Source organism: Spirochaetota bacterium, from assembly GCA_035477215.1.
Classification (GTDB): Bacteria; Spirochaetota; UBA4802; order UBA4802; family UBA5368; genus MVZN01.
The window spans coordinates 1-18,187 of record DATIKU010000053.1 but is presented as its reverse complement, the minus strand read 5'-3'; the positions used below and the strand labels follow the sequence as shown (position 1 = coordinate 18,187).

The 18,187-nt window shown below is 59.9% G+C and carries 18 protein-coding genes; 8 read left to right on the top strand and 10 right to left on the bottom strand.

Annotation, left to right across the window (positions count from 1 at the left end; all coding sequences use genetic code 11):
* Positions 1–44: 44 nt before the first annotated feature.
* The 4 genes from VLM75_12825 to VLM75_12810 form a co-directional block, all read right to left on the bottom strand.
* Positions 45–737 carry an MT-A70 family methyltransferase gene (locus VLM75_12825; protein ID HSV97799.1) on the bottom strand — a complete coding sequence of 231 codons (693 nt, stop codon included), beginning with the start codon at positions 735–737 and terminating at the stop codon, positions 45–47.
* 21 nt (positions 738–758) lie between these two features.
* Positions 759–1,487, bottom strand: coding sequence for a BglII/BstYI family type II restriction endonuclease (locus VLM75_12820; protein HSV97798.1), 729 nt, complete (start codon positions 1,485–1,487; stop codon positions 759–761).
* A gap of 73 nt (positions 1,488–1,560) precedes the next feature.
* Positions 1,561–1,809: a hypothetical protein gene (locus VLM75_12815; protein HSV97797.1), complete on the bottom strand. Its 249-nt coding sequence runs from the start codon at positions 1,807–1,809 to the stop codon at positions 1,561–1,563.
* A 208-nt stretch (positions 1,810–2,017) separates the two neighbouring features.
* Positions 2,018–3,628, bottom strand: a complete 1,611-nt coding sequence (locus tag VLM75_12810; protein HSV97796.1) for a Na/Pi symporter — start codon at positions 3,626–3,628, stop codon at positions 2,018–2,020.
* 197 nt (positions 3,629–3,825) lie between these two features.
* On the opposite strand from VLM75_12810, the gene VLM75_12805 reads away from it, so the two are divergent.
* Genes VLM75_12805 through VLM75_12785 form a run of 5 tightly spaced genes read left to right on the top strand, consistent with a single transcriptional unit; the run spans position 3,826 to position 8,648 of the window.
* Positions 3,826–5,268 carry a menaquinone biosynthesis decarboxylase gene (locus VLM75_12805; protein HSV97795.1) on the top strand — a complete coding sequence of 481 codons (1,443 nt, stop codon included), beginning with the start codon at positions 3,826–3,828 and terminating at the stop codon, positions 5,266–5,268.
* The gene (locus VLM75_12800; protein ID HSV97794.1) at positions 5,258–6,106 is read left to right on the top strand and encodes a UbiA-like polyprenyltransferase; all 849 of its coding nucleotides are present in this window, start codon (positions 5,258–5,260) and stop codon (positions 6,104–6,106) included. The genes VLM75_12805 and VLM75_12800 overlap by 11 nt, the downstream gene beginning before the upstream one ends.
* A 9-nt stretch (positions 6,107–6,115) precedes the next feature.
* Positions 6,116–6,727, top strand: a complete 612-nt coding sequence (locus VLM75_12795) for a UbiX family flavin prenyltransferase (protein HSV97793.1) — start codon at positions 6,116–6,118, stop codon at positions 6,725–6,727.
* Between the two features lie 33 nt (positions 6,728–6,760).
* Positions 6,761–7,828 (top strand): CofH family radical SAM protein, encoded by a 1,068-nt coding sequence (locus tag VLM75_12790; GenBank protein ID HSV97792.1) that lies wholly within the window; start codon positions 6,761–6,763, stop codon positions 7,826–7,828.
* 16 nt (positions 7,829–7,844) lie between these two features.
* Complete coding sequence (locus VLM75_12785; GenBank protein ID HSV97791.1) at positions 7,845–8,648, top strand: menaquinone biosynthesis protein; 804 nt, start codon at positions 7,845–7,847, stop codon at positions 8,646–8,648.
* A gap of 389 nt (positions 8,649–9,037) precedes the next feature.
* Here VLM75_12785 and VLM75_12780 read toward each other — a convergent pair whose 3' ends face one another.
* From VLM75_12780 to VLM75_12770, 3 genes are all read right to left on the bottom strand, one after another.
* Positions 9,038–9,379, bottom strand: coding sequence for a four helix bundle protein (locus VLM75_12780; GenBank protein HSV97790.1), 342 nt, complete (start codon positions 9,377–9,379; stop codon positions 9,038–9,040).
* 124 nt (positions 9,380–9,503) lie between these two features.
* On the bottom strand, positions 9,504–11,738 hold the full coding sequence (locus tag VLM75_12775) for a formylglycine-generating enzyme family protein (protein ID HSV97789.1): 2,235 nt from the start codon (positions 11,736–11,738) through the stop codon (positions 9,504–9,506).
* A gap of 130 nt (positions 11,739–11,868) precedes the next feature.
* Entirely contained in the window at positions 11,869–12,444 is a 576-nt protein-coding gene (locus tag VLM75_12770) for a YgiT-type zinc finger protein (GenBank protein HSV97788.1), read from the bottom strand.
* A 419-nt stretch (positions 12,445–12,863) separates the two neighbouring features.
* Between VLM75_12770 and VLM75_12765 the strand changes: the two genes are divergently transcribed.
* On the top strand, positions 12,864–13,361 hold the full coding sequence (locus VLM75_12765) for an RES domain-containing protein (protein ID HSV97787.1): 498 nt from the start codon (positions 12,864–12,866) through the stop codon (positions 13,359–13,361).
* A 668-nt stretch (positions 13,362–14,029) separates the two neighbouring features.
* Here VLM75_12765 and VLM75_12760 read toward each other — a convergent pair.
* A complete protein-coding gene (locus VLM75_12760) occupies positions 14,030–14,344 on the bottom strand; it encodes a hypothetical protein (GenBank protein HSV97786.1) in 315 nt (104 codons plus the stop codon).
* Positions 14,345–14,561: 217 nt separating this feature from the next.
* Here VLM75_12760 and VLM75_12755 point away from each other — a divergent pair, with 217 nt between their 5' ends.
* Both VLM75_12755 and VLM75_12750 read left to right on the top strand, forming a co-directional pair.
* Positions 14,562–15,635 (top strand): CofH family radical SAM protein, encoded by a 1,074-nt coding sequence (locus VLM75_12755; protein HSV97785.1) that lies wholly within the window; start codon positions 14,562–14,564, stop codon positions 15,633–15,635.
* Positions 15,635–16,447: a ubiquinone/menaquinone biosynthesis methyltransferase gene (locus VLM75_12750; protein ID HSV97784.1), complete on the top strand. Its 813-nt coding sequence runs from the start codon at positions 15,635–15,637 to the stop codon at positions 16,445–16,447. Before VLM75_12755 ends, VLM75_12750 begins: the two co-directional genes overlap by 1 nt.
* Here VLM75_12750 and VLM75_12745 read toward each other — a convergent pair.
* Both VLM75_12745 and VLM75_12740 read right to left on the bottom strand, forming a co-directional pair.
* A complete protein-coding gene (locus tag VLM75_12745; protein ID HSV97783.1) occupies positions 16,411–16,725 on the bottom strand; it encodes a hypothetical protein in 315 nt (104 codons plus the stop codon). The two genes, VLM75_12750 and VLM75_12745, sit on opposite strands and share 37 nt — an antisense overlap.
* A 9-nt stretch (positions 16,726–16,734) precedes the next feature.
* A complete protein-coding gene (locus VLM75_12740; GenBank protein ID HSV97782.1) occupies positions 16,735–17,961 on the bottom strand; it encodes a serine hydrolase in 1,227 nt (408 codons plus the stop codon).
* Positions 17,962–18,187 lie beyond the last annotated feature (226 nt).

Sequence of the window (18,187 nt, the reverse complement as noted above, 5' to 3'; positions counted from 1 at the left end):
TTATTGATTAAATCGGGGAGTTCCAGTTTCAGGGTCTCGCTTTACTACTTGGCCTTTTTATTTCCATATCCCCTTGGGCTCTCAAAAAGTCTCATCTGCGGGTCGCCGTGCGCTTTCCGTTTGGCGACCCCATGAAAGGAGTTAACTTCGACATCCTCGTTGCCCCATTGGTCCCAGCCCGGCCTCCGGAACCTGGCGAAAAGTTCGAAGTAGGGCCCGGGGGAACACGCCTCTATCATGGAGTACAGTTCGTCCGGCTTGCGCGAGTGCTCGCGTTTACGCGTATAAAGCAGGTTCACCATGGTGCGCCCGGGCTGAAGCGTTCGCATGCTTCCCCGAACCCCGAACAAGACAAGTTCCGTGACATTGCGGAAATAGAACCCGACTCCGCGGCCGTCGGGACCGCCGTCTTTGCGAACCTTGTACCAGACCAGGTTCGTCTTATACGTGAATCCCCAGGCTTCCATCACTCTGAGCCCTTCCTGAAGCAGCGCGTTCGGCACCCACAGGTATAGATGTGATTTGGCGGCGGAAAGTTTATTAACGGGCAAATCCATGATCTCTTTCAGCTCCATGGTCGGATAGCGCAGCAGGCGTTTGTGCTCGGGTGCCATCTTGCCCGTCCGGTTCTGGAATTGCCATGGTGGATCGGCGAGGATTGTGGAATATGGTCCTTGCGCCTTGGTTAATAGATCCTCGGACGGGTTCGCTTCCGACAGCTGGTATATCGTGCTCATGGTTTTCTTCCTGCCCTGACCTCAGTATACAACGATTTCCTTCGGGATTCCTATAAGAAGCAGTGGGCAGGGATTTCCCACTCCGCGGTTAACCCTGTCCTCGAGTTTTTTCCAGTGGGTGGTCGCCTCTCCGAATTTATCGGATACGAAAACATGCGCCCAGCCTTTTTCGAACGAGCCTTTTGAAGAAGCCGATCGCTGGATCAGTTCCTTCTGACGCTCGGTGGGATTGTAGTATTCCCGGACCCGCTCGATGTTGTTTGCGCCGTTCGCGACGGCAAATTCTTCAATCAGATCGCGCATGCCCTCGTGCAGGGTGAGTCCGCGGGTTATTATCGCGCCGATTGATATAACGCCGTCGGCATGCAGGCGTTTGAAGTTTTCGAGGTCATGGTCGAAGAAAGGATCCTTGTTATTCCACTCGATTTCGAGAGCGAAGGTGCCGGTGGGGAATTTCTTTATGTGGTCGATTTCGTGTGAGATCGATTCCTTCTCGACGCCATCGACGATTTTTTTAATCTCGAAGTTGTGTTTTCTCCATCCATACCGTTCGGAGAGGCTTTTCCGAATCCTTTGCGTCAGCTCCCCTTCACCGCCACCGCCGTAGACGAGTTCGTTGATCGGGATCGTTATATCGGACAACACGGATTCGATCTCGTCGACCGCCGGATGCATGTCATGCATCAATATCGCTTCGGCGTGATGGAGGGTCAGAACCTGGAAGCCTTTGGATTTGAGTTTTTCGAACATTATATAACCGAAAGCTTATTATGTCGCTAATTGTGAGATGAAATCAGGGATTGTCAAGAATATATCGTAATTATCACACAACCGGAAAACTCCACCCCTGAAACGCCGCCTTCGCCTCCGCGCTGAAGGCGGGACCCGCCCGCACGCCGGCCCATGCCGTGATGTTACGGGAAGGCGGGTACTGGAAATCGAGAAAGAGGAACTTCATCGGACTCCACCGGGTTATGGTGGGGATTCCCGCCGACACCTCGTCCACGCTATGGAAGGGGCGGTCGCCGCGGGAGTTGAGCATCACCTTCACCATGTTGTCGTTGTACCTCATCCCCAGCGCGACGGTCAGGTTATACAGGTTCGAGGGGAAACAGCCGTCTTAGGCGGTTGAGATATATTCTCCCCCGCGGCGCGCGGAAATCTCTCCATCGCCCAGGTTGAACAGCTTTATTTTCGACCTGGCTCCGTACTGCGACTGGTCAAATCCGTTAGTTGATAGTGCGCCGTACTCGAGGCCGACCGGTGTCTTCGGCCGCCTGCTACAACGGCTGCGATGTCCCCGGCGGAACGGGCACCTGACCGCGCAGCTCCTCGCTGAGGTGGTAGATGGCGCGCCACACGTGGTAGGCGAGACGGTCGAGCCAGCGCATGGCTTCGAGGCGGCTCATGGCGTCCTCGGGATCGAGCTCGCCGCGCGCGGTGCTGGCGAGGAGTTCGACGCGCTGGGCGCGGCGGATGCCGGCGATGGATTGCGACATGGCCTCGACGACACCGAGCGGGGCGCTGTCGGTGTGGCCCTGGAGCCAGCGAACCACCATGTCGATGCGCGAGAGCTGCTCGAGCGCGAGGCGGCGCAGCTCCGGGTGATGGGCGATCTCTCGCATCTCGTCGACCTCTCGGCAGGTTTCGACCAGCCGCTCGAGGTGGTCGACCGAGTGCAGCACCGAAAGGTGGCGCTGGTGGATCTCGGGTGACTCGGGCTGCGAACGCACGCGCGAGAGAAAGCGGCCGGTTTCGCGCAGCGCCATCCCGGCCTCCTCCATGTCGTCGGCGATACCGTGCAATGACGCCTCGGCGTTCAGGATGCGCCTGAGCGACTCCATGACGACGGCGGCGATGCCGATGACGGTGCGCCGCGCCGTTTCGATCGCGACTGAGGCGACGTTGGTGACCGAGATATCGAGATTTCGCGTTAGGCGCGCGCCCTTTTCGGGTATTGCGCGTTCGATGAGCCATCCTATCTGAGGGATAAACGGGTACATGATCACGATGCCGAAGAAATTGAGGGCGCTGTAATGCGCCGAGAGGACCATCGCCGGGTCGTCGATGCCCACCGCCGCGCAGGCGGTTACGATCGCGGCGAGGAAGGGAGTGAAAATCACGTACACGATGCCACCCGTCACCACGTTGAACACGATGTGCACAAGCGCCGCGCGTTTGACCTGTACCGAGGCGCCGATGGCGGCGATGACGGCCGTGGAGGTCTTCCCGATGCTCTGCCCTATGACGAGCGCGGCCGCCTGGTCGAGCGTGACCGCCGAGGAATGGAGCGCCGCGAGCGTGGTGACGAGCGCGGCGCTGGAGGACTGCATGATGATCGTCATGGCCACGCCGATGAGCATGAGGATGAGGCGCCCGAGAAGCCGGGTGTCCGGGAACGCGGCCACATCCACCTTCGCGGCGAGGTGCTCCATGCCGCTTTGAAGTGTCGCGATCCCCAGGAAGAGCATGCCGAATCCCGCCATCACCATCCCCAGCGACGCCTTTTTGCCGCGCGCGAGCAGCATCAGAAACGCCCCCGCGCCGACGAGCGGCATGGCCAGAAGCCCGATGCTCAGCTTGAATCCGAGGAGCGAGACCAGCCAGCCGGTGGTGGTGGTGCCGAGGTTCGCGCCGAAGATGATGGCGATAACCTGCGTGAAACTTATGAGCCCCGCGGAAAGGAACCCGATGGTGGCGAGGATGGTGGCGCTCGATGCCTGCACGAGAGAGGTAACGAAGAAGCCGGAGGCGATGCCGGAAATCGGCCCGCCGGTAAAGCGCGTGAGCACGCGCCGGAGCCCGTCGCCTCCGAGCGACTTGAGCCCGTCGGACATGAGGATCATGCCGATCAGGAATATGCCGACGCCGCCGAATATGGTCGCGATCATGATAGATATATGGCACGGCGCGCGAAAAACGCGAAGTCCAGGGTTAGGTCGCACGCGGTGTTTCCGGTGTATGCTTATACTATCGGCAACCGATGCGAGGGAGCATTCGCAATTATTTGGTTGAAAAAATACGGTCCTCCGCTACGCTTTGCACCTCCGGCCGAACGCCGGACAGGCTTGAATGGAATACGGGAACTATGCCATATAAAAATCTCAGGCAGTTCATCGCACGGCTCGAGAAGCTCGGCGAGCTCCGTCGGGTGGCCGTGGAGGTCGATCCGGCCCTCGAAATAACCGAGATCGCCGACCGCATGAGCAAGAGCGGCGGTCCCGCGCTCCTGTTCGAGCGGGTGAAGGGCTCGCCGCATCCACTGCTCATCAACGCCTTTGGAAGCTACGCGCGCATGCGCCTCGCCCTTGGCTGCGGCAGCTTCGACGATATCGCTTCGAGGATCGAGTCGCTGGTGAAGATGCAGCCGCCGGCGGGGATAATGGACAAGCTCCGCATGCTCTTCGCCCTGAAGGAGCTTGCCGGCTTCATGCCGAAGACGGTCAGAAAGGCCCCCTGCCAGGAAAAGGTCCTCTCCGGCGGTGCGCTGCTTGACGGGCTTCCCGTCATTACCTGCTGGCCGCACGACGGCGGCCCTTTCATCACGCTTCCGATCGTCATAACGCGCGACCCTGACTCGAAGGCGCAGAACTACGGCATGTACCGCATGCAGAAGTTCGACAACGCATCGACCGGCATGCACTGGCAGTACAATAAGGACGGCGCCCGCCACTATCGTAAGTACAGGGAACGCGGCGAGCGCATGGAGGTGGCGGTGGCGCTTGGCGGTCCGCCCGTGGTGACCTATGCGGCGACGGCGCCGCTTCCCCCCGACATCGACGAGATGCTCTTCGCCGGCTGGCTGCAGTCGGCCCCGGTCGAGCTGGTGAAGGCGAAGACGCTGGATCTCATGGTGCCGGCCGAGTCCGATTTCGTGCTGGAGGGCTACGTCGATCCCGGCGACGAGCGGATCGAGGGCCCCTTCGGCGACCATACGGGGTTTTACTCGCCGGCCGACGTGTACCCGGTGTTTCATATAACCTGTGTCACGCACCGCGAGGATGCCGTCTACCCGGCGACGATCGTGGGCAAGCCCCCCATGGAGGACTGCTACATGGCCAAGGCCACGGAGCGGATATTCCTTCCGCTCATGCGGCTCATCGCCCCGGAGATAGTCGATATCGAGCTTCCGCTGGAGGGCGTCTTTCACAACTGCGCGCTCGTTTCGATAAAAAAGGAGTACGCCGCCCATGCGCACAAGGTTATCCACGCGCTGTGGGGCATGGGGCAGATGGCCTCGACCAAGTTCATCGCCGTCTTCGACCACGATATCGACCTGCGCGACTACAGCACGGTGGTCTGGAAGCTCCTCAACAACGTGGACCCGCAGCGCGACCTCGTCCTTTCGGGGGGGCCACTGGACGCGCTGGACCACTCGGCGCCCTGCGCGAACTTCGGCGGCAAGATGGGAATCGATGCTACGCGGAAAACACGCGAGGAAGGGATGGGCCGGGACTGGCCGGACGAGATAAAGATGTCGGACGACATGAAGAAACACGTCAGCGAACGGTGGAAGGAATATGGATTTTAAGAAATTCTCGGAAATGATCATGATCGAGCAGACGCTCTTCGCGCTGCCGTTCGCCTATCTCGGCGTGCTCTTCGCCGGGGGAGGGGGCTTCATGGACTGGGTGTGGGTGACGATCGCGCTCGTCGCCGCGCGTACGGCCGGCATGTCGTTCAACCGCGTTATCGACATCGAGATCGACCGGAGGAATCCCCGCACGAAAGACCGCATCCTCGCGCGCGGGGACGCCAACCCGGCGGAAGTCCTGCTCTACGGCGCGGCCGCCTCGCTTGTGCTCATCTTCGCGGCATATATGCTGAACACGCTCTGCTTTTACCTCTCGTTTGCGGCCGTTGCGGGGCTCGCCACCTATTCGTATTTCAAGCGCTTTACCTCCGGGTCGCACTGCTACCTGGGGCTCGTCGAGGCGGCGGCGCCTGTCGGCGGCTACCTCGGCATAACCGGCGAGTTCGATTTTCTGCCGTTCATCCTGGGCGCGGCGATCATGATGTGGATCGCCGGGCTCGACCTGGTCTACGCGATACAGGACGTGGACTTCGACCGCGAGGAAAAGCTGTGCTCCTTCCCGGCCCGCTACGGCGTGGAGCGGACGCTTGCGGCGTCGGCGGTTTCCTATGCGTCGGCGGTCGCGGCGCTTTCGGCGGCGGGATTTCTCGCGAGGCGCGGCATCGGCTACTGGGTGGCCGTGGCGTGCGTGGCGGTGATCTTCACGGCGCAGCAGCGCCTGGCGCGCGGCGAGGACGCGGCATCGGGCATTAAACAGATGTTCGAGCTCAACCGGTATGTCGCGCCCGTGCTCTTCATCGGCACATTTCTTGATGTTTACATCGACCAGGGCTAAACTGCTTCCATGTACATAATCGGAATAACCGGCGCGAGCGGCGCGATACTCGGCGTTCGCCTTATCGAGGAGCTGCTCGGCGCGGGGAGGCCCGTAGGGACCGTCGTTTCGGTCGCTGCATGGGGCATTATCGACTACGAGATCGGCGGCGACGAGGCGCGCCCTCGCTCGCTTTCCAGGCTCATCGCGCGCCGCCGTCCGGGGCTCGACCTATCGCTTCTTTCCGAATACGCCAACGACGATCTCTTCGCCCCGCCGGCGAGCGGGAGCTTCCGCTTCGACGCCATGGTCATCGCCCCCTGCTCCATGAAGACGCTCTCGGCCGTGGCCTCCGGCTACGCCGATTCGCTCATCAGCCGCGCGGCCGATGTCGCGCTCAAGGAGCGGCGCCGGCTCGTGCTCGTTCCGCGCGAGACGCCGCTCGGGCGCGTTCATATAGAAAACATGCTCCGCGCCAGAGACGCCGGGGCCGATATCGTGCCGCCGATCCCGGGCTTCTACACGCGCCCGCGCACCATCGACGATGTCGTGGATTTCACCGTGGGGAAGGTGCTGAACCTGCTCGGAATCCGGCACGATCTCTTTCCGGAATGGGGGGGCGGCGAAGGCGGCATAGGGTAATGTCGCCTTCAGTCTCACACGATGAATATCGACATGATACACAATCCCGTCCTCCGCCGTGTCGCCGAAAAGGTGCGCTCCGACATTCCCGTCGACGAAGAGGACGCGCTCGCCATGCTCACGACGACTGACGTCGTGGAGCTCGGCCTCATCGCCGATTTCGTGCGGCGACGCACGAACGGCGCGAACGTCTACTACGGCGTGAACATGAACCTCAATTACACCAACGTGTGCGAGCTGCGCTGTCCGCTCTGCGCCTATTCGCGCGACGAGGGCGACGCCGACGCCTTCACGCTTTCGCTCGACGAGATCGAGCAGCGCGTTCGCCGCGCCGCGGGCTTCGGCATCGACGAGGTGCACATCGTGGGGGGGCTCAACCCGGCGCTTTCGCTCGATTATTTCCTGGAGATGCTTCGGCGCATCAAACGGGTGAAGCCGGACCTCTTCATCGTGGCCTTCACCGCCACGGAATACGACTACTTCTCGCGGCGAAGCGGCACGACGCTGCCCGAGATCTTCCGCGCGATGATCGACGCGGGCCTTGGCGCGCTTCCGGGGGGTGGGGCCGAAATCTTCGATCCCGGAGTGCGCGACCGAATCGCGCCGCGCAAGATCTCCGGTGAACGCTGGCTCGCCGTTATGCGCGAAGCGCACCATGCGGGCCTGGAGACCAACGCCACCATGCTCTACAATCACGTTGAAAATCCTTCACACATCGTCGATCACCTGTCGCGCATACGCGATCTCCAGAACGAGACCGGGGGCTTCAAGACCTTCGTGCCGCTTCGCTTTCACGCGGAGAACACCGCGCTTGCCGTGGAGAAGCAGGCCGCGGGCTTCGATGATATCAGGACCTACGCGGCCGCGCGGGTCTTCCTCCACAACATCCCGCACCTCAAGGGGCTGTGGATGTACCTGGGCGAGAAGCTGGCGCAGGTGATGCTCCACTTCGGCGTGGATGACATCGGCGCCACCTACCATTACGAAAAGGTGGTGCACGCCGCGGGCGCGACGACCGACGACGTCGGTTCCGAGGAGCGTTTGCGACGAATCATCGAAAACGCTGGAATGAAGCCCGTGCGCGCCACGGCCGCCTACTGAACCGGGAGGATACTGTATGAAGCTCGGATACATCAACTACCTCAACTGCTATCCTTTCTATCATCACATGATGACGAAGCGCCCGCTCGACGGCGTGCAGGTCGTCCCGGCGTACCCGAGCGCGCTCAACGCCATGATGCGCGACGGCGCGCTCGACATGAGCCCGGTCTCCTCGGCCGCGTACGCGGACGTTCGCGACGCGCTCATCCTCCCCGGCTTCTGCCTCTCCTCTATCGGCTATGTCCGCTCGGTGGTGCTGGTAAGCCGCGTGCCGATCGAGGAGCTCGATGGCCGCAGGCTCGGCCTCTCATCCGCCTCTCAGACCTCGGTGGTGCTCTTGAAAATGCTGCTCGAGCGGCACTACGGCCTGCGCCCGCAATACGTCCCGTCGCCGCCGCGGCCCTCGCTTTCGGATATCGACGCGGCCCTGGTGATCGGCAACGAGGCCATGATGCACGAGGCCGAGCCGATCCCCTACACCTACGACCTGGGCGACCTGTGGCTGCGCAAGACCGGCCACCCGGTGGTCTTCGCCGTGTTCCTGGCCGGCGCGAACGCCGCGCGGACCATGCGCGCGGACATCGAGCGCGTGGTCGAGTCGTACCGTAACTCGCTCGCGTGCCTTGAGACGGAGCGAAGCGCGCTCATCGACACGGCGCGCGCGAAGTACCCCGACGTGGCCTACGACATCGACACCTACTACCGGCTGCTGCGCTTCGAGTTCACCGACGAACTGAAAAGCGCGCTGGAATATTTCTATTCCCAGGCGGGCGAGATGGGGCTTATCCCAAGGGTGGAGGATATCCGGTATTACGGGTGAGTGTCAGGCGAAGCGCCATCTCGAAGGGCGGGGGGCCGCGCCCGAGTAGCGGAGCGTGAGATCGACCAGGGAGTGAAGCAGGGATTCGCGCCGGATCTCGCGCGCGCTACCGGAGTGCGTCGGGGGCGTTTGTTATTTATCCCTTACGGGAAGGGCGTACGCGGAATGTGGAACCCCAAACGTCCGCAAATCCATGGGCGCGCGGCATCGAAGGGCCCTATTGGCTGAAATCGGAGCGAGCACCACGCGAAACCCATTGTTGTTGTTCCCGTTGCCGGGTTCGTTCCTGTTACGATTCGCCGAGCGGTTGTTGTTGTCGTTGTTGTTCCACGAGCCGCCGCGAAGCATCGCTCGGAGTGACCGCGTACGCCCGCCATTCCCGGCGGGTTTTACCTGTGTCTTTCGAGAGATTTTATCAACCCCCCGATTAGGGCCCCTATCTCATCACACTGTTTCATCGCGAAAGCGAAGCTGTTCTTCGCGATAAGTCTGGAATCATAGCAGATTTTAAGTAACAATTTTATTTCATCAAACTTTGCCGACAGTACAAATAACGTCTTTTCGCGGTTTTTCGAATACTTAAAGCGATACACAAGAGAAATATGATCAAGAAGGGCGTTCTCAAGCCTCTGGCCTATCGAAAAGCGTTTCGACTTCGGAAAACCGTCGGTCTTGTTGAACATCCAGACCAGGAAATCGTACGATTTCTGGAAAGGAACCAGCTCGCTCATTTTAATCGCGAGCAGGGGCTCCGCCTCCGCACCCCGTTCCGGTGGCCCGGTGCGCCGGTTGTCCAGTGGTCCTCATCCCGTTTCTCCTGTAATCGCCCGTTGTGTCGTTATATACAATTATGTCTCACGGAGCGAGCACCACGCGAAACCCGCCGTAGGCGACGCCCCTGTAGCCGGGCTCGCGCCAGGCACGAAGCGCCGAGCGGTTGCTGATGACGCCGCTGGACCACGAGCCGCCGCGAAGCACCCTGTACTGCCCGCTTTCAGGCCCCGGGGGATTCACCGAAGGGCTGCTCCGGTAGTAGTTCTCATCATACCAGTCCCGGCACCATTCCCACGCGTTGCCGCTCATGTCGTACAGACCCCAGGCGTTGGGCTTCTTCCCCCCAACGGGATGTGTCTCGCTGCCGGAATTGCCGTAATACCAGCAGTAGTCGCCGTTCATCTCGTCACCCCAGTAATAGCGCGCAGCCGTGCCGGCGCGGCAGGCGTACTCCCACTCGGCCTCGGTGGGAAGGCGTACCGTCGTTCCGCTTCGGGCGGCGAGCCTTGCACAGAACTCCGTCGCGTCGTTCCAGCTCACATTCTCCACCGGCCTGTCGGCGCCCTCGAAGTTACTCGGGTTGTTCCCCATCACCGCCTCGTACTGGGCCTGGGTCACCTCGTATTTGCTCATCCAGAAGCCGTCCAGCGTCACTCTATGCTGCGGGTGCTCGTCATCCCCTCCCTCGCCTTCCGGCGAACCCATCATGAAGCTCCCGCCGGGGATATAGACGAAGACAATGCCACCAACAGTCTTCTCTTTGCCGCCGCCCTTCAGTTTGAAGTTTATAGCGGCTTCGGCGGCCAGTTCAGCCTTCTCAACTCGCTTCTGTTCTTTGATAGCGGCAAAGACCTTCGCATCCTTTTTCTCCGACTCCGAAAGTGCGTCCATCCCCAGTACCGCCGCGACGGGATTGTACGTCGAAACCACGGTCTCCGTGGAGAATATGACAAGCTCCCCATCGATCAGCGTGCGCGCCTCCTTCAGCGCCTTCTTCGCGTCGGATGTTCTTTCCTGAAGATTGAAAAATTCCGCCCGGGCCGCAAGGGCGCGCACGCGCGAAAGGAGATAGTTCTGTCCGGTCTCCCGCACCGCCTTCCGTTTGTCAGCGTAGCGCGCGACGAGATCGTTTTTCATGGCGGCCTCTCGCACGCCGGCGGCGAATCCCGCCGCGGCATTGTATTCGGCCAGCGCCGCCACAAAACCGTACTCGCCGTAAAGCGCGTCGCCCTTCTTCTCGCGAAGCGCGGCCAGCGCCGCCGAAAGATTGTCGTGCCGCTTCGAAAGCGTCGACGATATCTCCGCCATGCCCTCGCCCCTCAGCCCGCCCGGCGTCCGCTCCGCCTCGGCCTCCACCTTCCCGTAGCGCCCGCGCAGATCCAAAAGCGCCTTCTCGCCCGCCGTCCCGCCCTTCTCAAGCTCCGCGTCCAGCGCCTCTATCATTCCCTTGTATTTCATGGCGTAGGCCGTGTCGCAGCGCTTCGCCACCCCGGCCTTGAAGTCCGCCATCTTCGCCTGCCGCTCCGCCGTAAGCTTCGTCCTCACCCGCTCCAGCACCGCCGCGTATTTACCGAGCGCGGCGTCGTATTTTTTGCTCCCGAAGGCGTCGTCGCCCTCCTGCACCAGGTTCTTCAAATACCCCAGCATGGTCTGGATCGTCTCGTCGTCGGCGGTAAACTTCATCACGCCAATGTCCAGCCCCTTCACCGCCTCGACCTTCACCACCGAGAGGGATATTCCCTCCTCGAAGGCCGCCTTCGGCGGTTTCTGTACCACATACGCCGGATTTACCAGCTTCCTCGCCGCCTCGCCGCAGTAGTGATCCATGTCTTTCTCCGAGAAGCTGAGCACCACCATCGACTTCTTTGTCACCGAAAGGGTCTTGCGGTCACGAAGCAGCGTGCGCGCCGAAAGCTTCAGCGCCGCGCCTTCGGCGGAAAGCTCGCCGTAGATAATCTCGTCGGAGTCCACCGCGTCGGCCATCTGCTGCTGGCAGCTCTCGGCGCCGCAGCCCGTGGCCATTATCTCGGCGGCCTTCTTGAACATCACCTTGACGTCCTCGTCGGTCAGCACCCGGTATTCCTTGCCGAAGTGCTCGTAGAGCGAGAACTCAAGCCGCTCGCGCGCCTTCTTCGCCAGCGCCGCGCTCACGCCGTCGGCGGTTATGGACGAGATGTAGAGTTTCTTGAGGGCTTTCTCCTGCCCCCCGGCGGGCGGCGCGGAAAGGGCAAGCACCGCCGCGAGGACCGCCGCCGGAACGACGGCGCGGAACGGGCGATGTGTGTGATGGAGCGCTACGGTTTTTCTGGAAAGCATTGCATGTCCTCCTGCATTAGCGGCCGGGGCCGCGCCTCCGTGGGCTAAGACGACCGACCGGCAGTATACCGCGCGGCCGCCTGAAGCGCAAGAGGACGCGGAGTGAACGCTACGAGGCGACACATGGACGCTACGTGGAGCGGAATGAACGCCGGGGGGGCGGAGACGCCAATGGCTCCCCGCCTGTTTTAAACCACACCGCGCGCTTATTCCTATGTACGGAATGACGATGCTTTGAATTTTCATGGATTTTCTTTCTCAAACCGGGGAATATTTTTTCATTGCGCCGGGTGGGGATTCTGTACTTGCCTACGATCACGTAGTGCAGTTTCCCTTCCTTCATCATTTGATGTACTCGCTGACTTGTGACATCCAGCCTCCCGGCCACCGAACTGACTTCCAGCAAATCGCCGACGACGACTCTATGCGAATCCTGCCTTGCCTTCCCATAGGCTACGGCCGAGTTGAAGAGATTCATCGATTTTCGCGTGTAGAAACCGTCTCCGCACGCCGAACAGAAATATCCGTCCAGGTTCTTAACGATTATTTTCCCGTATCCTTGAGGTTCAACGACTTCCTTTCTGTTGCGCACATACTTTATTGTCCCCTTTGAACCGCATGTCGGACAATCGACCCATTTTTTTCCTTCATGACTGAAACCCCTGTTTATATCGTGAGTAAATCGGTTTTCCTCGTGTGATTTCACTTTTCCCCCGCCGAATACGGGAGAAAAACCGTCTTCGCCGTGGAAAAGCGTTTAATTTACGTCATGAACGCTATCCGCTTAAAAACGGCTTGCTACTTTTCCTCGAAAGAAATGATAACCCCCTGTCGTTATCCATCTGCAGATTAATATATGCCACTGCATGCCCAATCCTTTTGTGATACACGTCATGCCATAATGTATGGTCGTTCTGCGAGGTCATGGACTTGTAAAAATCGGCGTTCGAAAGAAGCAACGCCTTCTCCGTTATTCCATCCTCCGATAACCCGAAATCCTGTTCCGCTGTCTTCCTTGTCGTTATCAGGTACTTTCCGGCCCCCGCCAGCGATTTTATATCCGATAAGGAGTAGTTGGGCCCGAGTTTCTCCAGTTTTATTTCCTTTAAAGTTTAAAGAAAATAAATGATATTTTTCCCGTCAAGAAAAATCCGGAAGCCCCCTTCTTCAGCGGCGCCGGGCGGTCGCCGGAACAGGGCGGGGCGTCCCGCGGTGTGCCTGGCGGAGAATATTTCCCTGGCCATTCTTGAAACCATCGTCCATTGTCAATGCATCGGCGATTTGCACAACCGCGTAATACTGTCGATCGAGGTTTTCGGCACGTCCGTAAAAACTCTGGATCGGTCCGCTTTCCCCGGGGACTGGAGTTCCATTCCCCGGCATGCTTTCGCCGTGGAAACCGGCACGGCATGGCTGGAATCCCGTGAGACGCTGTTATTGAAGGTTCCCTCCTCCACAGTGGTGAAAGAGAACATTTATATCCTCAATCCCGGACGTGGGCGCTTCAAAAATTTAAAAATCGTGAATAAAGAAATATTTACGCCGGACAATCGCCCGGCGATCAGCCCGTTCCCGGTCTCCGGAAAGGTCGAGGCCCATGACGGCGTTGGGCTCGAGCCGTAGTTTATTGGAGATTCAGTATAGAGGAAAGCGATGGTGAATTATCCCTGATCCGGTCGATTACGTCTCTTTTCCATCGGGGATGCAGGGATTCAAGTATGTATTTCAACTTATTTGTTCTTGCCTCCAGCTTGCTGATATATTCGAGCAACTGTACGGCCGATGTAATATCCTTTTCCCTTTTATTCCGATCTTTCCTTCTTCCACTTACAAGAAATTTATGAACTATGTATGCTTCTATGCTGACGACGCGGAGAGGGATGTCTCGATACGGTATCCACTCGATATATTCCCGCGGCATGTCCAGGTAGCGAGGCGCCTGGGCGTCGATATTAAGATTTTTGATTACCCTCGGCCCGTCCTTGCCGCGCCCGATCTCCGGAACCAGGAATTCGATTTCGAGCTCGCGGCGAATATATTTTGTATAACCGTTGATGGGGGAGACGATTATCTCGAAACCAATATCTTTCAGTATATGCGATACATCGATTATTTTGGTGAATTTTTGAGTTTACGGGACGAGAAAATCTATGTCGGATGTAATAAGCGAAGGGATTTCGTCGCTATCCGGATAGGTACACCTGTACACGTGCAGGCACCAGCTTCCGATAAGGATCAATGAAGCGAGCGCACCTGATTTATGCAGTGCTTCGAGCACGGCGTCAAAAAGTTTAAACCTTTCTTCCACCGAGGGCGCGCTCCAGTTCTTTGATGTCTTCTTTCAGTATTCGTATTTTGGATTCGTAATCCTTTCTTCGCTTAATTTCATCCCGAATGCTCTGCACTTTCGGTGAAGAAGCCCTGCCAATATAGATGAATTCGATCTTTGATTTGCGCCTGCGTGCGATATACGCGTACCTGTTCCCCTTTATTTGTTTCTCGGACACTGAACCCGCCGGAAGTTTTGACACCTCCGCCTGGTACTTCACGAGAAGGCTCTTCAGTCGCTCATATTCTTCCTGTAACATTCCTTTAATAATACTCATGGTGCGATCCCATCGCGGTTATCTAACTAATATGTTGAAAATACATTATGTTAGGTAATTCGTCAAGATGAAAAATTACCTAACATATTTAATTTATATCGTTTTGTTAGGTAACGCACTTTCCATGTGCTACATTGTTTCCTCATGTATATCACCGGTGTTTTTCTATTGACACTCCATCTCCGCCGTCATACCGCATGGTAAGTTGCGGAAGGCCATGAGCGCGGGCAAAGACCACCTCGAACAAAAAATCCTCGCCGGCGAGCGGATCGACCGCTCCGACGCCCTCGCGCTCTTCTCGTACGACCTGGCCGCGCTCGGCCTTCTCGCCGACGCGCGGCGGAGGATGGTCCATCCCTCGGACGAGGTGGGCTTCATCGTGGACCGCATAATCAACTTCACCAATGTCTGCACCGCGGCCTGCGCCTTCTGCGCCTACCACGCGCGCGCGGGGCTTATCGAGCCCTATCGCATGACGATCGACGAGGTGCTGGGCAAGGTCGACGAGCTCGCCCGCGCCGGCGGCACACAGGTCATGCTGCAGGGGGGGCTCGACCCCGAGTTCGGCCTGGACGAGTGCCGCGCCATGCTCCGCGCCGTAAAGGCGCGCTTCCCTTCCATGTATCTGCACAGCTTCTCGCCCGCCGAAACGGTGCACCTGGCACGCCGCGAGGGCATCTCCATCGCCGAAGTCATCGCCGCGCTGAAGGAAGCCGGGCTCGATTCGATGCCTGGCGCCTCCGACATGCTGGTGGACCGCGTGCGCCGGCTGGTCAGCCCGAACAAGCTCACGAAGGACGAATGGGTGGGCGTGATGCGTACGCTCGCCGCGGCGGGCCTCAAGTCCTCGGCCACCATGACCTACGGGCTCGGCGAAACGCTCGGAGAGCGCGTCGAGCACCTGGACGTGGTGCGCGGCGTGCAGGACGAAACGGGCATACTGCGCGCCTTCATCCCCTGGAGCTTTTCGCCGGCGCGCACCCGCATGGCCGACACGGCACCCGCCACCGGCGTCGACTACCTGAAGGTGGTGGCGGTGGCGCGAATCTATCTTGACAACATACGCTTTATCCAGGCTGGATGGCTCACCGAGGGGCACAGACTGGCCCAGATCGCGCTCGCCATGGGCGCGAACGACATGGGGGGCGTGCTTACCGAGGAGGTGGTGGTCAAGGCCACCGGCGTCGAGACCACCGCCGACCGCGAGGGGATGATCCGCGTCATCGCCGCCGCGGGACGGGTCCCGGTACAGCGGGACTCCGATTATCTGACTATCAGGAGCTACGCGTGATGGTGAGCCTGCGCTACGAGATCGACAACGAGAGCCCCGAGGAGAAGAAGCGCTTCATCCGCGCCATGTTCTCTTCCATTGTTCCTGCCTACGACCGACTCAACCGCATACTGTCCATGGGGATCGACGTGGCCTGGCGTCGCAGCGCCGTGCGTTCGCTCGGCGACATCGCCGGAAAAACCGTGCTCGATCTCTGCTGCGGCACCGGCGACCTCTCGAAGGCGCTCTCCAGAAGGGGCGCGCGCGTGGTCTCGCTCGATTTCTGCCCGGCCATGATCGATAAGGGAATAGAGCGCGGCGCGATCCGCGACAGCGCCGTGGTGGCCGACGCGAGCAGCCTGCCCTTTAAGGACAATGCCTTCGACATGCTCACCATCGCCTTCGGAATACGCAACATCCCGGACCTGGACAACTTCATCCGCGAGACGAAGCGCGTTTTGAAAAACCACGGGACGCTCCTCATACTCGAGCTCACGCGCCCACAGCGGCGGCTCATGGCAGGCCTGCATCACCTCTATCTGAAACGGGTGCTTCCGGTCGTGGGCTGGGCGGTGTCGGGAAGGCTCACTGCGTACCGCTATCTCTCGAAGACGATTCAAACCTTCATCGATCCGGAATTGATCGAGGCGCGCTTCGCCGCGCACGGCTTCGCCTGCGCGCACACTCACCATACCATGGGAATCGCGACAATCGTGGAATGCGTCAGCGGCGGGAGGGACGGCGCCGGGCGCAGCGAAACGCGCCGCACCCGTGCCGACGAAAGCGCGTCCGCGGACTACTCTATGGTGCAGCCGAACCGTGCGCCTTTGTAACGGGCCGTGTTCTCGCGGCCGAGCCCCTTTACCGTAACGGTCTTGTTCGTGTAATCGATCTCGCAGCTCGAAACCGGCAGCGACAGGCGCGACCAGTTGCGCGCCGCCTCCTCGGTCTTGCCCTCCACGAAGATGCTCGAGCACATGAACTTGGCGTATGCGCCCGATGCCATGGGCAGGAAGGCGCTGATGACCTTCCAGTTCGCCGCCACCCACGCGCCGATGCCGACGATGACGACCAGCAGCAGAATGAGCGCTATCTTTAATATCTTTTTCATGATGTCCTCCTATTTCCCGATGCTGTCGATGATCATCTTGAGGAAACGGTTGCGGTCGAAGCTGGGCTTCTCGCGCGTGTCGCCGGTGTAGGCGATCACCATGTCGAGCGACGGGATGACGAAGATCATCTGCGACCAGTGGCCCAGCGCCATGAACATGTCTCGCGGCGCGTCGGGATACACGGGCGGAAGGTCCATCTCCGAAACGCCCATGTTCAGCCACCACAGTGCGCCGTAGTTGGCGTCCTTGCGGTCCTCGGCGTCGAGCTTTGTTTTAAGATAGGCGGGGGCAAGCGTAGTGCTGTATCGCACCCAGCCCTCGGGGAGGATCCGCTTTCCATCCCACGCGCCGTCGTTCAGGAAAAGATAGCCGAACTTGGCCATGTCGCGCGGCGTGGCGTAGACGTACGAGGAACCGACGAAGGTGCCCGCCGCGTCGCGCTCCCACACCGCGTTCTTCATGCCGATGACGTTGAAGAGTCTGTCCCACGGGTAGCGGTCGTACTCGGCCGCGCTCATGGTGCTCTTTAACATGGCCATGAGGAGGTTGGGCGTGGGGCTGGCGTATTCCCATTTCTCGCCGGGGGCGGCCTCGAAGTCCTGCGCGGCGGCGTAGGCGGCCATGTCCTTGTGCCCGGTGGTGAAAAGCATCGCGTTCACCGTGGACTTCAGCGGCGAGGCCTCGTAGGTCTCGTTGGAGTAGAGTCCCGAGCTCATGCGCAGCAGGTGGTCGATCGTTATCTTCCGGTGATCGCCGCGGTCGAGCGCCCTGTAGTATTTAAACGCCGGATCCTCGATCTTGAGCCGACCCTCCTTCAGCGCGATTCCGTACAATGCGTTCGTGAAGCTCTTGGACACCGACCAGGTGAGGTGCACGCGATCTTTATCGAAGCCGCCGGCGTATTTTTCGTACACCAGGTAGCCGTTCTTTATGATGACCAGCCCGTCGGTGCGAATCCCCTTCCTTTCGGCCTCGGGCCCCACGCGCGTGAATGCGTAGTCCTCGACGGCCTTGAGCTTCGCGGAGCTCATGCCGAGCTCTTCTGGTTTTTTCACCTTCCAGTCCTTCGTGGGCCAGTAGTCTCGCGCCGTCTTCGGCGGGGCGAAGAGCGACTTCCCGCCGTCACCGGCCTTCGCGTCTTTGGCGGCGTCGGCGAGCGTGATGTGAAGGCCCGTCGCGAGCACCGCCGCGGCGGCGATGACGAGCGCCGTGCGGGCAAACCGTTTGTTCTTCATGCTAACCTTCCTGTTCTGTATTGTAAGGGGCCGCCGGTTCTCCGGCGGCCGCGGCGTATTACGATTTCGCTCCCAGCGGGTATTTCGCGCCGATGCGCATCACCAGGCCCGACATGTCGAGCTCGAGGTCGCCGCTTTTGAGCTTCGCGCTGCGGTATCCGGCCTCGGCGAAGAACTCGACCCTCGAGTTCTTGAACTGGTATCCCGCCCCGGCGAGGAGCTGCCA

Excerpts from the sequence above, each read along its gene's own strand:
- VLM75_12825 (HSV97799.1), bottom strand. The coding sequence starts at position 737 with ATGAGCACGATATACCAGCTGTCGGAAGCGAACCCGTCCGAGGATCTA.
- VLM75_12820 (HSV97798.1), bottom strand. The coding sequence starts at position 1,487 with ATGTTCGAAAAACTCAAATCCAAAGGCTTCCAGGTTCTGACCCTCCAT.
- VLM75_12815 (HSV97797.1), bottom strand. The coding sequence starts at position 1,809 with ATGAGGTACAACGACAACATGGTGAAGGTGATGCTCAACTCCCGCGGC.
- VLM75_12810 (HSV97796.1), bottom strand. The coding sequence starts at position 3,628 with ATGATCGCGACCATATTCGGCGGCGTCGGCATATTCCTGATCGGCATG.
- VLM75_12805 (HSV97795.1), top strand. The coding sequence starts at position 3,826 with ATGCCATATAAAAATCTCAGGCAGTTCATCGCACGGCTCGAGAAGCTC.
- VLM75_12800 (HSV97794.1), top strand. The coding sequence starts at position 5,258 with ATGGATTTTAAGAAATTCTCGGAAATGATCATGATCGAGCAGACGCTC.
- VLM75_12795 (HSV97793.1), top strand. The coding sequence starts at position 6,116 with ATGTACATAATCGGAATAACCGGCGCGAGCGGCGCGATACTCGGCGTT.
- VLM75_12790 (HSV97792.1), top strand. The coding sequence starts at position 6,761 with ATGATACACAATCCCGTCCTCCGCCGTGTCGCCGAAAAGGTGCGCTCC.
- VLM75_12785 (HSV97791.1), top strand. The coding sequence starts at position 7,845 with ATGAAGCTCGGATACATCAACTACCTCAACTGCTATCCTTTCTATCAT.
- VLM75_12780 (HSV97790.1), bottom strand. The coding sequence starts at position 9,379 with ATGAGCGAGCTGGTTCCTTTCCAGAAATCGTACGATTTCCTGGTCTGG.
- VLM75_12775 (HSV97789.1), bottom strand. The coding sequence starts at position 11,738 with ATGCTTTCCAGAAAAACCGTAGCGCTCCATCACACACATCGCCCGTTC.
- VLM75_12765 (HSV97787.1), top strand. The coding sequence starts at position 12,864 with ATGATATTTTTCCCGTCAAGAAAAATCCGGAAGCCCCCTTCTTCAGCG.
- VLM75_12760 (HSV97786.1), bottom strand. The coding sequence starts at position 14,344 with ATGAGTATTATTAAAGGAATGTTACAGGAAGAATATGAGCGACTGAAG.
- VLM75_12755 (HSV97785.1), top strand. The coding sequence starts at position 14,562 with ATGAGCGCGGGCAAAGACCACCTCGAACAAAAAATCCTCGCCGGCGAG.
- VLM75_12750 (HSV97784.1), top strand. The coding sequence starts at position 15,635 with ATGGTGAGCCTGCGCTACGAGATCGACAACGAGAGCCCCGAGGAGAAG.
- VLM75_12745 (HSV97783.1), bottom strand. The coding sequence starts at position 16,725 with ATGAAAAAGATATTAAAGATAGCGCTCATTCTGCTGCTGGTCGTCATC.
- VLM75_12740 (HSV97782.1), bottom strand. The coding sequence starts at position 17,961 with ATGAAGAACAAACGGTTTGCCCGCACGGCGCTCGTCATCGCCGCCGCG.